Origin of the sequence: Streptomyces sp. NPDC032472 (assembly GCF_040636955.1) — a bacterium.
Classification (GTDB): Bacteria; Actinomycetota; Actinomycetes; order Streptomycetales; family Streptomycetaceae; genus Streptomyces.
On record NZ_JBEZVK010000005.1, the window covers coordinates 26,793 to 40,322 of the forward strand.

Annotated in this window: 13 protein-coding genes; 6 read left to right on the top strand and 7 right to left on the bottom strand. The window is 72.4% G+C overall.

Translation table 11 applies throughout. The features are described from left to right. Nucleotides 1-17: 17 nt before the first annotated feature. Complete coding sequence (locus tag AB0F11_RS04390) at nucleotides 18-953, bottom strand: universal stress protein (RefSeq protein WP_362168276.1); 936 nt, start codon at nucleotides 951-953, stop codon at nucleotides 18-20. A gap of 227 nt (nucleotides 954-1,180) precedes the next feature. Between AB0F11_RS04390 and AB0F11_RS04395 the strand changes: the two genes are divergently transcribed. Continuing rightward, nucleotides 1,181-2,515, top strand: coding sequence for a CBS domain-containing protein (locus tag AB0F11_RS04395; protein ID WP_362168278.1), 1,335 nt, complete (start codon nucleotides 1,181-1,183; stop codon nucleotides 2,513-2,515). After that, nucleotides 2,512-3,498 carry a nitroreductase family protein gene (locus AB0F11_RS04400; protein WP_362168281.1) on the top strand — a complete coding sequence of 329 codons (987 nt, stop codon included), beginning with the start codon at nucleotides 2,512-2,514 and terminating at the stop codon, nucleotides 3,496-3,498. Before AB0F11_RS04395 ends, AB0F11_RS04400 begins: the two co-directional genes overlap by 4 nt. Before the next feature lie 29 nt (nucleotides 3,499-3,527). On the opposite strand, the gene AB0F11_RS04405 is transcribed toward AB0F11_RS04400, so the two are convergent. Genes AB0F11_RS04405 through AB0F11_RS04415 form a run of 3 tightly spaced genes read right to left on the bottom strand, consistent with a single transcriptional unit; the run spans nucleotide 3,528 to nucleotide 7,362 of the window. Beyond that, nucleotides 3,528-5,927, bottom strand: coding sequence for a glycoside hydrolase family 65 protein (locus tag AB0F11_RS04405; protein WP_362168283.1), 2,400 nt, complete (start codon nucleotides 5,925-5,927; stop codon nucleotides 3,528-3,530). Next, nucleotides 5,924-6,679, bottom strand: coding sequence for an HAD-IA family hydrolase (locus AB0F11_RS04410; protein ID WP_362168285.1), 756 nt, complete (start codon nucleotides 6,677-6,679; stop codon nucleotides 5,924-5,926). Before AB0F11_RS04410 ends, AB0F11_RS04405 begins: the two co-directional genes overlap by 4 nt. Beyond that, nucleotides 6,676-7,362 carry a pyridoxamine 5'-phosphate oxidase family protein gene (locus tag AB0F11_RS04415; protein WP_362168288.1) on the bottom strand — a complete coding sequence of 229 codons (687 nt, stop codon included), beginning with the start codon at nucleotides 7,360-7,362 and terminating at the stop codon, nucleotides 6,676-6,678. Before AB0F11_RS04415 ends, AB0F11_RS04410 begins: the two co-directional genes overlap by 4 nt. 651 nt (nucleotides 7,363-8,013) lie before the next feature. On the opposite strand from AB0F11_RS04415, the gene AB0F11_RS04420 reads away from it, so the two are divergent. Continuing rightward, nucleotides 8,014-8,595, top strand: coding sequence for an FAD-dependent oxidoreductase (locus AB0F11_RS04420; protein ID WP_362168290.1), 582 nt, complete (start codon nucleotides 8,014-8,016; stop codon nucleotides 8,593-8,595). A 50-nt stretch (nucleotides 8,596-8,645) separates the two neighbouring features. Next, a complete protein-coding gene (locus AB0F11_RS04425; RefSeq protein WP_362168292.1) occupies nucleotides 8,646-9,929 on the top strand; it encodes a class I tRNA ligase family protein in 1,284 nt (427 codons plus the stop codon). Between the two features lie 7 nt (nucleotides 9,930-9,936). Here the strand turns inward: AB0F11_RS04425 and AB0F11_RS04430 are convergent, their stop codons facing one another. Further along, complete coding sequence (locus tag AB0F11_RS04430; protein WP_362168294.1) at nucleotides 9,937-10,176, bottom strand: SHOCT domain-containing protein; 240 nt, start codon at nucleotides 10,174-10,176, stop codon at nucleotides 9,937-9,939. Between the two features lie 223 nt (nucleotides 10,177-10,399). On the opposite strand from AB0F11_RS04430, the gene AB0F11_RS04435 reads away from it, so the two are divergent. Then, nucleotides 10,400-10,864 carry a cyclic nucleotide-binding domain-containing protein gene (locus tag AB0F11_RS04435; RefSeq protein ID WP_362168297.1) on the top strand — a complete coding sequence of 155 codons (465 nt, stop codon included), beginning with the start codon at nucleotides 10,400-10,402 and terminating at the stop codon, nucleotides 10,862-10,864. A gap of 506 nt (nucleotides 10,865-11,370) precedes the next feature. Here the strand turns inward: AB0F11_RS04435 and AB0F11_RS04440 are convergent. Beyond that, a complete protein-coding gene (locus AB0F11_RS04440) occupies nucleotides 11,371-12,231 on the bottom strand; it encodes a universal stress protein (RefSeq protein WP_362168298.1) in 861 nt (286 codons plus the stop codon). Beyond that, nucleotides 12,228-13,136, bottom strand: a complete 909-nt coding sequence (locus AB0F11_RS04445; RefSeq protein ID WP_362168301.1) for a universal stress protein — start codon at nucleotides 13,134-13,136, stop codon at nucleotides 12,228-12,230. The genes AB0F11_RS04440 and AB0F11_RS04445 overlap by 4 nt, the downstream gene beginning before the upstream one ends. A gap of 211 nt (nucleotides 13,137-13,347) precedes the next feature. On the opposite strand from AB0F11_RS04445, the gene AB0F11_RS04450 reads away from it, so the two are divergent. Further along, nucleotides 13,348-13,524: a BON domain-containing protein gene (locus AB0F11_RS04450; protein WP_362168303.1), complete on the top strand. Its 177-nt coding sequence runs from the start codon at nucleotides 13,348-13,350 to the stop codon at nucleotides 13,522-13,524. Nucleotides 13,525-13,530 lie beyond the last annotated feature (6 nt).

Genomic DNA, 13,530 nt, shown 5'->3' on the forward strand with positions numbered 1-13,530 from the left:
GAACCACCCTGTCCACGTTAGCCCGGGCCGGAGGGGGATTCCCGTTCGGACGCCATCGCGGTGTGGCTGCCGGCGCGGGGGATGAGGAGGACCGGGCAGTGGGCGTGGTGCAGGAGGCTGTGGGTGACCCGGCCCAGTGTGCGGCCGAGTCCGAGCGGGGCGGGGGCCCGGCGGCCTCCCATGACCAGCAGGTCGGCATGGCGGGACGCCTCGACCAGGACCCCGGCCACCGAGACGCTCTTCTCGGCGTCGCCCTGGAGGGTCAGGTCGGGGAACTCGTCGTGGACCGTGTCGGTGACGGCCCGCAGGGTCTCCTCGTGTCCGCCGGCGATCTCGTCCACGCGGTCGAGCATGGTCACCACGTTGCCCAGGGACTGGAGGATGTTCCACACGTGCAGCAGGCGCACGGACGCCTTGCGCAGCTCGGCCTCGCGGGCGGCGTAGCGGGCGCACACGAGATCGTGCTCGTCGCGGACGGCGGCGAGGACGGTGCCCCGCTCCTCGGCATCGTCGATGCCGCGGGCCACGATGACGGGGTTCTCGGCGGTGGCTGCCGTGTCCAGGCCGACGGAGCCGAGCATGAGCGAGCCGAAGCCTCCCAGGCCGCGGTTGCCCACGACGATGGTGCCGTGGAGGCCGGCGGCCCGGTTCAGGGTGGTGACGGCGTCCGTGCGGCTGAACTCGGTGGTCACCTGCAGACCGGGGTACCGGGCGGTCACCGCCTTCGCCGTGGCGTCCAGCAGTTCCCGGCCCGCGGCGCGGACCTCCTCGATCACCTCGGCCGACAGGTACAGGGCCCTGCTGTCGGTGTCGGCTCCGTGGACGATGTGCAGGGGGCGGCCGCGGCGCACGGCCTCGCCGGCGGCCCACAATGCGGCGGCGCGGGCCGGCGCCGAGCCGTCCACGCCGACGATGACCGAGCTGGTGTCCGGGGTGCGGATGGTGCTGTCCACGATTGCTCCCGACCGAGAAGCCGATGGGTCACACCTCTCAGGCTGGCACGGGGACGGGGTGGGTGAGAGGGCCGCCCGGGACCCTTCCGGGGCCGGATGTCCCCTCGTCGGGCCCGGACCGAACCACCCGGCCCAGGGCCCTTCCGGTCCCCGGACGGGACCGTTCGGCCCTCGATCCCCGGCGCGCTCCGGCGGATGGTGAGTGGCACACGCACCAGGAGGGCCTCATGAAAAGCCTCAAGGTGGCGGACCTGATGACCGACGAGGTCGTCTCCGTGGCCCCCGGCACCGCCTTCAAGGACATCGTCACGCTGTTCGCCCAGTACGACATCAGCGGTGTCCCCGTCCTGGACGACGAGGACCGTGTGGTGGGCGTGGTCTCGCAGAGCGACGTACTGGCCCATGCGGAACCGGAGCCGGGCGCGCCGCAGGACGAGGGGGCGCCGGCCCGGCCGGCCACGGCGGGGCAGATCATGTCCTCGCCCGCGGTCACGGTCCACGCCGAGGAGACGGCCGCCGACGCGGCCCGGCTCATGTCCCGCCGCGGCATCGAACGGCTGCCCGTCGTGGACGAGGAGGACCGGCTCGTCGGCATCGTCACCCGCCGGGACCTGCTCCGCATGTTCCTGCGCCCGGACTCCGAGATACGCCGGCGGGTCCAGGACGTCCTGGCGGACCTCGCGGACGTACCGGCCGGAGATGTCGACATCCACGTGGTGGACGGCATCGTGACCCTGGCCGGCACGGTGCCGCGCGGAAGCCGGCTGCCCGTGGTCCTCGGCCTCGTCGAACGGCTCGACGGCGTCGTGGCCGTGGCATCGCGGATCACGACCCGCACCGACGACGCGGCAAGCACGCGTGCCGGCCACCCCCGCCGGGCGATGCCCCTGCGCACCGTCGGCGACGTCATGACACACGCCGTGATCACCGTCGACCGCGGAACCGCGTGCGAGGACGTCGCCGAGACGCTGCGGATGTGGCACCTCAGCTCCGTCCCCGTGCTGTCCGAGGACGGAAGGGTCGCCGGAGTCGTCTGCGAGAGCGACCTGCTGCTCCGGCCCCAGGAGGAAGCCGGCACCCCGCGCAACGCCCTCGCCGGGCAGCTGATGACCCGCCCGGCCGTGACCGTGCAGAAGGACACCACCATCGCGGGCGCGGCGCGCCTGATGGCCCGCGGCCACCTCAAGCGCCTGCCGGTGGTCGACGACGACGGCCGCCCTCTCGGATTCGTCAGCCGCGGCGATCTGCTGAGGGCATACCTCCGGCCGGACGCCGACATCGCAGCCGAGCTCCGCGAGCTGATCGCGTACCAGCTGCTGCCGCACGGCTCGGCAGACGTGGACGTCCACGTCGCCGACGGCATCGTCCACCTCCACGGAACCCTGCCGGACCCCACGCTGCAGGACGTCCTCCTTCGTGCCGCCCGCACCGTGCCCGGAGTCGTGGACGTGGAGGCCGACTTCCACGGACCCCGTACCCGCGTGGGAGTGACCGCCACCAACGAACCACCCGACGCCGGGGCACCGCCGGCCGAGGCTGCACAGACAGGACCAGTCCCATGACCGCCATCCGCATCGACGCCGAAACCGCCGTCCGGCTCGTCGGCGACGCCGTCACCGCCCCCTCCATGCACAACGCCCAGCCCTGGCGGTTCGCCTTCCGCCCGGACAGCGACGTGATCGAACTGCACGGCGATCCGGAACGGGCCATGCCGCGAACCGACCCCGATCACCGTGCGCTCCACCTCGGCTGCGCGGCCGCCCTGTTCAACCTGCGCGTTTCCGCGGCCTGGCACCGGCTCGGCACGCACGTGGAGCTGCTGCCCGAGGCCTCCGCGCCCTGGCTGCTGGCCACCGTCGCGTTCGGTGACGCGGGCGCGGGAGAGGAGCCGGCCGCCCTGTACGGTGCGCTGCGGCGCCGACACACCAGCCGGCAGCCGTTCAGCGACGAGCCGGTGCCGCCCGCGCTGCTGGACGGCCTGCGGGCGGCCGCCCGCCTGGAGGGGTGCCGCCTGACGGTCCCCGACGGCTGGCACGCCGAGACCGTGCTCGCCCTCGTGCGGGACGCGGAGCACCGCGAGGAGACGGATCCGCTCGCGCAGGCGGAGACGGCCGCCTGGACCGGCGACGCACCGGGCGCGGCCACGGCACGCCGCGACGGCATTCCCGCCTCTGCGTTCGGCCCGCGCAGCGCGGGCGGACCGGCGCCCGTACGCGACTTCGGCCGGGCCCACCCGATACCGGGCCGTACGTGGGCCACGTTCGAGAAGCGGCCCCAGCTGGCCCTGCTGGGCTCGCCGGGCGACACCCGGACCGACTGGCTGCGCGCCGGCCAGGCGCTCGAACGCGTCCTCCTGCAGGCCACGGCCGACGGCCTGGCCACGTCGATGACGTCCCAGCCCCTGGAGTGGCCGGAGCTGCGGTGGACGGTCCGCGACCCGCTGGCCCCCATCGGCCACGTCCAGATGGTCCTGCGCCTCGGCTACGGGCCGTCGGGAGAGGCCACGCCCCGCCGCCCGGTGCCGGAGGTCCTGGACATCCGGTGACGGTCGGCGGAAGGCCGTAGTCCGTGGCGTCACCCCGCGGGTAGGCGGAACCACCGCTCCTGGCCTGCGGAGATCCGTTCGTGCCGGGCGCCGGGAAGGACCAGGTGCACCGGGCCGAGGCGCGAGGGCGGGACGCGGATGCCCAGTCGGCCCGGCCGGAAGCGGATGTGGATGTCCCGGTGCCCGAGGCAGGAGACGGAGAAGGTAGAGCCGGGTATCGCGGAGAGCGGCACGGGGTCGACGTGCAGACCGTCGGCAGCGGAGTGGAGTCCGACGATGCCGCGTTCGACGAGGTCGAGGGTGCCCGCCATGGCGCCGAGGTGGATCCCCTCGCCCGTGGTGCCGCCCTGGATGTCGGTGATGTCGCCGATCAGGGCTTCCTGGCAGTAGCGCCAGGCGTCCGGCCCCTGCTGCCGGGCGAGGACCCAGCCGTGGACGAGGCTGCTGAGCGTGGAGCCGTGGCAGGTCCGCCGCAGGTAGTACGCCACCGTCCTCGCCCAGAGCCCGTCGTCGAAGCCGTAGCCGAGCCGGGTGAACAGCCCGGCGAGTTCCGCGGGGCGGAAGAGGTACCCGAGCATGAGGGTGTCGGCCTGCTTGGAGGCCTGGTAGCGGTTGGGGGTGTCGCCCTCGGCCTCCAGGATGCGGTCCAGGCGGCGGATGTCGTGGTAGCGGGCGCGGTACGTGTCCCAGTCGAGCTCGGCGAGGTCGCCGTAGCCGTGGAACTGGCTGATCACGTCGTCGTGGAAGGGAACGTACATGCGGTGCGAGATGTCCTCCCACCTCCCGAGGTCCTCTGCGCCGATGGCGAGTTGCCCGAGGAGTTCGGCGCGTCGGGCCGCCGGGATCTCCGCGTACAGGTCGAGGGCACGGGCGAGCACCCAGGCCGCGGTGACATTGGTGTACGCGTTGTCGTCGATGCCCGGGGAGGCGGCGTCCGGATACGCGTCGTGGTATTCGTCCGGGCCGACGACACCGCGGATCCGGTAGCGGCCGAGGCCGGCGTCCCAGGCTGCAGCACCCGACCAGAAGTGGGCTGTGTGCAGGAGGAGTTCGGCGCCCGGTCCGTGCATGAACCCGGTGTCGCCGGTCGCGAGGCCGTACTGCCACGCGTTCCACGCGATGGCCGAGCCCACGTGGTGCTGGAGATGGGAGTGGTCGGGCAGCCAGCGGCCCGAGCGCGGGTTCAGGTGCAGCCGCTGGGTCTCCTCGGCACCGGAACTGGCGCTCTGCCAGGGGAACATCGCACCCGTGCCCCCGGCCCGCCGCGCCGCCTCCCGGGCCGCGGGCAGCCGCCGGTGCCGGTACATCAGCAGGGCGCGGGCGGTTTCGGGGAAGTGCAGGGCCAGGTAGGGCAGGACGAACAGCTCGTCCCAGAAGACGTGGCCCCGGTACGCCTCCCCGTGCAGACCGCGGGCGGGCACTCCGGCGTCGAGCTCCGCGGTGTGCGGCGAGAGGGTCTGCAGCACGTGGAAGGCGTGCAGGCGCAGGATCCTGCCGCTCTCCCCCGTCACCCTCAACCCCCCTTCGCTCCAGAGCCGTTGCCAAGCCGCTCGGTGGGACGCCAGCAGGGTCGGGAAGTCCGGGGCGTGTTCGGCCTGCTCGATGCTGCTGCGTACGGGGTCGGCGAGGGGGCGGTCGAGTGAGCTGGACAGGGCAGCGGTCTTCACGACGACGACCGGCTGCCCCCGCCGGATCGGCAGGACGGAGGTCTGCGTTGCCGCGGTGGCCGCGCATGCCCGGTCGACGGCTGCCAGGGGCCGCGTGGAGGTGCGTACGGCGAGCCCGATGTGCACGGCGGCGGCTGATGTGCGGCAGGACAGCCAGGCAGTGCCCTCCGCCTCGGCCCCGGCCCGGTGCTCGACGAGGTGGCGCCCGGCGAGGGCAGCGTAACGCTCCACGCCGGCATTGACGACGTCCCCGTCCAGAACGGAGACGATCTCGACTCGGCCCCTCCAGCCGTACGCGCGCAAGACGGTGCGCTGTGCGGCCAGGTGCGGGTCGCCCATGTGGACGAGGCGGGTGTGGGTGATGCCCAGGCGCCGGCCTTCGACGTCGAGGAAGAGCATGTGGCGGGTGAGGGTCCCGGCGCGCAGGTCGAGCCGGACGTGGTGCCGGCGCAGGGTCGGATGGTCCGGGGTGAGCCAGTCGCCGGGCGGGGCGCCGTCGGGCAGGCAGCGGTAGCGCAGGGCGGTCCAGTCCGGCAGCCGGACCAGGTCTTCGTTGGAGACAGTGCGTCCGGCGACGGTGGAGGCGAGGCGGTTGTAGCAGCCGGCCAGGTAGGTGGCCGGATAGTGGACGGCGTCGGCGGTGGATTCCGGGGCCGATCCGCGGGTGGCGAAGCGGCCGTTGCCGAGGGTGCACAGGGACTCGACCAGCCGCTCGGTCCCGGGGTCGTACCGCCGGTACTCCCAGCCCCATGACGTGTTCACGGCCCGGGTCCGTCGAGCGCAGCAGCCAGTCCCCCGAGATCGGGCAGGACGAGGTGGGCGCCGTGCGCACGCAGGGCGTCCGCCCGGTGCGGGTCGCGGTCGCGGTCGAGCCCGACGACCAGGTGGAAGCCGCCCCTGCGGCCCGCTTCGACGCCGACGAGTGCGTCTTCCACGACGGCCGTGCGCTCGGGGCCGACACCGAGGCGGTCGGCTGCCTCGAGGAAGAGGGCGGGGTCGGGCTTGCCCGGGAGGGTGAGCGCCTCCACGTCCCGGCCGTCCACCAGGGCACCGAAGAAGTCGGAGAGATCCGCAGCTCTCAGGAGGGTGCGGGCGTGGCGCGAGGCCGAGACGGCAGCGCATCCCACCTTCATCTCCCGGAGGCGCACCAGTGCGGGCCTGACGTCGTCGAAGGCTTCCACTCCTTCGGCCCACACCGTCTCGGAGAAGAACCTCTCCTTGCGGGCGGCCACCGCGTGCACGGTGTCGCATCCCGGCGGATCTCCGGGGGTTCCGGGCGGGAGGCCGATGCCACGCGCCGTGAGGAAGGCGCGTACCCCGTCGAGCCGGGACCTGCCGTCGACCAGTTCCCGGTAGTCATGGAGGGCGTCGAACGGGTGCGGGCGTTCTCCGAGCTTCTCCCCCCACCGGTCGAGGCAGCCGTCGAAGGTCTCCTTCCAGGCGGCCGCGTGACGGTCGGCCGTGGCCAGGAGCACTCCGTCGGTGTCGAAGACGACCGCGCCCACACGGCTCATGACGTGTGGGCCACGCGACGGCCGGTGAGTCGGACGGGGGTGAGTTTCATCCAGTGGGTGCGCGGGCCGCCGGCCCACGGCTGGGACCGGGCCGTGGCCGTCAGGTGCCGGATCTCCTCGGGGTCCGTGACGGCTTCCAGCTCTCCCACGGCCAGGACGCTCCAACCGCCGGCCGTGACGTCGTCGATGTTGTCGATCTCGAAGGCGACCTCGGTCCCCGCCGCTCTGGCCGCGAGGGCGTCCACGGCGGTGCGGAACGCGATGTCGGCCCCGGCGATCAGGTAGTTGACCGGCAGGACGGCCGGGCCTTCTGGGGTGAAGACGGCGATGCGTCCCACTCCGTACGTCCCCAGCAGCGATCGGCACTCGTCCTCGTCCAGCGGTACGAGCGCGGTGTCGCGGCGGGCGGTGGACCGGCCCCCGACGCGGCCGGCGCTCGCGCCGGTCAGGTCGTCGACCGTGACACCCAGCGCGTCGGCGACCCGGGCGAGGGTGCCGATGGACGGTGACGCCGCGTGCTCCTCCAGGTAGGCGATGTAGGTGCCGTCCGCCCCGCACCGTCGGCCGAGTTCCTCGCGGGTCAGGCCGAGGGCCTCGCGGCGGGCGGCCAGGCGGCGGCCCAGGTCGGTGCGTCCGGCGGCACCGGCGGACGGCGGGTGCTCGGTTCCCGGGATGCGCTTCATGGCGCGGCCTTCTCTCTGTGCGCCGGGGAAAGGGGGACCCCCAGGCTGCACCCGGGTCCCCTCGCCCCGCTTGGGCCGATCGGCCCCTCGGCGGGGACCGGTCGGTCCGTCACGCCGTGTCCGCGTCGACTGCGGGCTCTTCCAGGGTGTCGCGGACCTGCGGCGCCGCAACCGGGACGAGCGGTCACAGCGTGAGTGTTACGGAGCAAAACCGGGCGCACGCACCTGCTGTGGCCTCCCAGGCTTTTTCGCCCCTCACAAATGCTGTGGGTACCAAACGACGTCGATTAAGGGTGGCCGTAGATCAACACGGCTGGCCCACACCACGCTGGAAGCTGATCGGACCACACAGCGCGGCCAGGGCTTGACGAGGGAACCCGCCGATATTCGTTACATCCCATATTTGCCGATCTCAATCAGCAAAGGCGTGAACGATACTTTCTTGCGTAAGCTCGCAGTAAATCGAAGCGGCGTCGGACTTCTCCTTGTGGGACTCGTCGACGCCACCGGAACCGGTCTCTATTGGGCGGGATCGGCACTCTTCTTCACCAAAATCGTGGGGCTTTCCACCACTCAGGTGGGATTGGGCCTTTCCGTTGCAGGTGTGCTCGGAATCTTCGGCCCCATTCCCTTCGGCAGACTGGCGGACAGGTGGAGTCCCCGAGCGGTGCTCATGCTGCTCCATCTCTGCCGGCTGCGTCCACCGGCGAGACGCTGAGCGCCGCCAAGGCCGTGCTCGCCCCCGGGCCCTGGCTCGCCGACCCGGCGTGGCGGTCGCTGGTCGAGCCGCTCGGCGCCCGGGTGAAGAAGATCGTCGCCCTGCACGTCGACAAGGCACCACAGGCGCACGCCGGCGCGGTCGTGTTCGAGGATCAGGACGCCTTCCTCCTCCCGCTGCACCACCGCGGCCACTGGCTCTTCAGCTGCACGTCCCAGGAATGGGACGTGGAGCCCGACGACATCGCCGCAGGGCTGTCGGCGGCCGATCTGGCGCAGGCGCACGCGGTCCTCGAGCGCTACGCGCCGGGCCTGTCCGCCCACACCGCGTCGGGCCGCGTCTTCTGCGACGCGTACAGCCCGGCGCGCGAACCGCTCGTACGGGCCCTCGACGACAGCGCCCGCGTCATCTTCGCCGGCGCGGCCAACGGGTCCGGCTACCGGCTCGCGCCCGCCATCGCCGCCGAAGCCGCCGATCACTTGGGCATCGGCCCGGCACAAAGGAACTCAGCGTGATAATCAGCCACTTCACCCCGGACTAACTGTCCGACGCGTTCGGCATCGAGATGAGTTCGATCGCCGGCCTCGGCACCGGAGCCGGCTGGGGCCGGGTCGTTCCCGCAGGCAGGAGTGACGCACACCAGCACGACGAGACGGAGGTCTTCATCATCGTCAAGGGCACCGGCGAGCTGGTGGTGGACGGCGAGCGCACCCCCGTCGGACCCGGCACGGTCGCGGTGTTCGAGCCGTTCGAGACCCACGTCGTCGAGAACACGGGCACGGAGGACCTCCTCTTCTTCGATCTCTACTGGCGTGATCCCGCGCTCGCGGCCCGGGCGGCCGGCGCCGGGGCAGCGCAGCGGCGGCGCTTCGGGCAGCGCCCGGTCTTCGTCTTCTCCACTCCGCCCACACCCAACGGCGACCTCCACCTCGGCCACCTGTCCGGCCCGTATCTGGGCCTCACCGGCAGTGACGACTACCAGAGCTACGTGGTCGACCGTGCGCAGCGCGACGGTCGGGAGCCCGCCGAGACCGCCGCCCACTTCTCGGCCGAGATCGCGGCCACGCTGGCGCTGATGGACATCCGGCCCGACCAGTACACCGCCACCGATGCGGACGCGACGTACCGCGACGGCCTGCGGGCGTTCTTCCCCCGTGTGGCGGCCTCCGAAGGGGTGGCCCTGCGTGAGGGGCCCGCGCTGTTCGACGCCGAAACCGGCGACTACCTCTACGAGGTCGGAGTCGGCGGAGCCTGCCCCGGGTGCTGGGAAGGGACGAACGGCAACATCTGCGAGGAGTGCGGCGAACCCAACGTCTGCGCGGACCTGGCGGACCCGCGGACCCGGCGATCCGGCGAGGCTCCGCGGCGCGGAGAGGCCGCCCGCTACAGCCTCGCGCTGCACGGGTTCGCCGACGCGGTCGCCGCCCACCACGGTCTGGGACGGGTCCCGGAGCGGCTGCGCGAGCTCGCCCACCGCGTTTTCGCGCGGCCCGAGCTGGACCTGCCCCTGACCCATCCTTCCGGCTGGGGCGTGCCGCCCGCCGAGGCGGGTGCCGAGGGCCAGGTCATCTGGGTGTGGCCCGAGATGGCGTACGGCTTCCTGCACGGCATCGAGGCCCTGGGAGGGGCCTGGGCAGGGACTGGCGGGCCGGGGAGCCGCAGCAGGACTGGAAGATCGTGCACTTCTTCGGGTACGACAACAGCTTCTACCACTCGCTGCTCTACCCCGTGCTGTACAAGCTCGCCCACCCCGGCTGGGAACGCGCCGGGTCGCCGGCCGCCGACGGGCCCACGGCCACGGCGGTGCGCTCGGTCGAGCGGGCGCTCCGGTAGGGCCCTTGTCCGCTGATCGCATCTCACCCGGGTGTCGGTCCGGGCGCATGGCTGCGCAGTACCGCGAGCCGTTGTGTGTATTCCTCGGCGTCGATCTCGCCTCTGGCGTATCGCTGCGCGAGGAGCGTCTCGGCCTCCTTGCCGGAGGCGGTCGGCGGGGCGGGGGTCGGGTGGCCGTCCGTGGCGTCGCGCCTGACGGCTCGGGCCACGAGGACGGCAGCTGCGACGATCAGACCCCAGAGGATCAGTGTCGTGAGGGACATCGCGAACCAACCCCAGGCACCCATACCGTGACCGTTCCAGTACATCTCACACCTGCCGGGTCGACGGGGTCGGCGGCCGGGCGTCGGCCGTCTCCTTCTCCAGGTTCTCCCGCGGCAGCGGGTCAGGCATGGGCCGGTCGGACCCCAGAGGGGACCACAGGGCCCATGCCGGAACAGGGCAGGCCGCCAAGACTGAAGACGGACTCACATCAGGAGGCCGTCCATGAGCATCTCCTCCCCCACCCGTATCGCCGCGGCGCTGCCCGCTGACTGCCGTTCCCAGCTGATGGAACTGGCCCGAGAGGTCAACTTCGCCGAAGGGACCCGTCTCTTCCGCGAGGGCGGTCACGCCGACCGGTTCTGGATCGTCCGGTCCGGGACCGTGACCCTGGATGTCCACGTGCCCGGTCGGCGCGCGGCCGTCATCGAGAGCCTCGGAGCCGGCCAGCTGGTCGGCTGCTCGTGGCTGTTCAAGCCGTACACCTGGCGACTGGGCGCCGAGGCGATGACGCCCGTTCGCGCCTACGAGTTCGACGCGGCGCGCGTGCGGATGCTGGTGGACGCCGACTCCGGCTTCGGCTCGGCCGTCGGGCAATGGGTCGGTCAGGTCCTTGCGCACCGGCTGCAGGCAGCTCGTGTCCGCCTGCTCGATCTGTACGCGCCCTACGGCAGCGGCAGCTTCCTCTGATCATCCGCACGGCGAAGGAGCCGGCCATGGCTGCATCCCGCTACGCCGTCAGCGACGTCATGACGCACACCGCCGTCGCCATCGGCCGCGAGGCGTCCTACAAGAGATCGAGGAGCTGATGCACCAGCGGAAGGTCAGCGCGGTCCCCGTCCTGGAGGGCGAGGGCCGAATCGCCGAAGCCGCCAGGATCATGGCCCGCAACCGCGCCAAGCGCCTGCCCGTGGTGAACGACCCCGGTCCCCCCTGCTCGCACGGGCGATCTGCGCGGTCGAGGGTGTCGTCGACGTCCGGATGGAGCTGGACACCGCCATCAGCGCCGTGAGCACCACCGGCTAGCGCACCACGCCGTAGCGGAGGTGGACGACTCTTGAGCTGAAGGTGCAGGTCTCGACGCGTTCGAGATCCACCCGGCGCATCGGCGGCGGGGGTCGTGCCGCCGCGTCAGTCCTGGCAGAGCCGGGGCACGGACGGGCGCTACGTCGGTCGCACGGCCGAAGATGCCGGCCTCATCCCGCAGGGACGGTGATCACCGGGCAGTGGGCCCGGTGCAGCAGTCCGTGCACGACGGAGCCGAGCCGCATGCCGGTGTATCCGCCCCGACCGCGACGGCCCACGACGACGGCCAGGGCGTGCTCGGCCGCGCGGGCCAGTTCCTCGACCGGGTGGCCGGTGAGGACCTCGTGGGTGACGTGCACGTCCGGGTACTTCTCCCCCAGGCCTGCGGTGGCCTCGCCGAGCAGGGTGCGCTGGGCCCGCGGCGCGACCTCCTCGTCGTGCAGCATGAACAGCGGCGGCTCCCACACGCAGACGACCCTGAGGGCGGCACCCCGCAGGTCCGCCTCGTCGAAGGCGAAGGACAGCGCCTCCCTGGCGGATGCGCTCCCGTCGATGCCAGCCACGATGTACGGCGGCTGCTGGGTGACGTGTTCGGCGTCGCCCACGACGACGACGGGGCAGCGGGCCTGGGCCGTCACGGGCACCACGGTCGATCCGGCACTGAGGAACTCCGCGGTACGGCCCAGGTGCCGGGAGCCGAGGACGACCATGCGGGCGTCCCTCGCCTCCCCACCGAGGACGTGGGCAGCGGATCCGCCCGGTACGTCGGTGGTGGCCGGCACTTCCGGGTGCCTGTCGCGGACCCAGCCCTGGGCCTGTTCCAGCCTGTCGGCGGCGGCCCGTCGCAGTGCCGTCTGGAGTGGGATGTCGTCCACGTGACGGCTGTCGTGCTGCGGAGGTACCGCGATCAGCAGGCGCAGGGGGAGCCGGCGCCGGTGGGCTTCGTCTGCGGCCCACGCCGTGGGAAGGTGCCAGTCCCTGACCGGGTCGATCCCCACGACGATGTCGCGGGCGCTCCTCGCGGCGGTCATGACCGGCTCCCGGAGGCGCTGCCGAAGCGGGGGATGAGGAGGACGGGGCAGTGGGCGTGGTGCAGCACGCTGTGCGTGACCCGGCCCAGGTTGCGGCCGAGCCCGAGGGGGGTGGGGGCCCGCCGGCCGCCCATGACCAGCAGGTCGGCATGGTGGGAGGCCTCGACCAGAACGCCGGCCACGGAGACGCTCGTCTCCGCGTCCGCCTCGACGGTCAGGTCGGGGAACTCGTCGCGGATCACGTCCGTGACGGCCTTCAGCGTTTCGACGTGCTCTCCGGCCGTCTCGTCCACACCGTCGAGCATGCTGACCAGGTTGCCGACGGACTGGAGCACGTTCCACACGTGCAGCAGTCGCAGGGACGCCTTGCCCAGCTCGGCCTCCCGGGCGGCGTACCGGGCGCACACGAGGTCGTGTTCGTCGCGGATGGCTGCGAGTACGGTGCCGCGTTCCTCCGCCTCGTCGATGCCCCGGACCACGATGACGGGGTTCTTGGCCATGGCCGCGGTGCCCAGTCCGACGGAGCCGAGCACGAGGGAGTCGAAGCCGCCGAGGCCGCGGTTGCCCACCACGATCGTGCCGTGCAGCCCTCCGGCCCGGTGCAGGCTCGTGACGGCGTCCGTGCGGCTGAACTGGGTGGAGACGCTCAGACCGGGGTACTCGGCGGTAACGGCCTTCGCCGTGTCGTCCAGGACCTCGAGACCCGCGACGCGGACCTCGTCGATGGTCTTCGCCGACAGGTACAGGGCCCTGCCGTCGGTGTCGGCTCCGTGGACGATGTGCAGGGGACGGCCTCGTCGTACGGCCTCCCCCGCGGCCCACAGGGCGGCGCTGCACGCCGGCTCGGAGCCGTCCACGCCGACGACGACCGAGCTGGTGTCCGGGGTACGGATGGTGCTTTGCACGGTCACTCCCAACAGAGAAGCCGATGGGGACACACTCACGCTGACACCGCGATGCCCGCAGGAAGAGGGCCGCCCGGGACCGTTGTCGGGACCAAAGGTCCCCATCGTCCGAGCACGGCGCGGCACGGCACCGCCCGGACCGGCCGGCCCTTGGGGTCCCGGGGCGGGACCCACCACCCACTGCGGGTGAGGTCATCCGTGAGCTGATCGTGTGCCAGCTCATCCCGCACGCTCCGCCGAGGTGCACGTACACGTCGCCAATGGCATCGTCTACCTGAACGGATCGCTGCCGGAGCCCGCGCCGGAGGACGTGGTCGTGCGCGGCGCGCGCACCGTGCCGGGCGTCGTGGATGTGAAGGCAGACTTCACCGTCTCCGTGCCTGCTTGAAGGGAA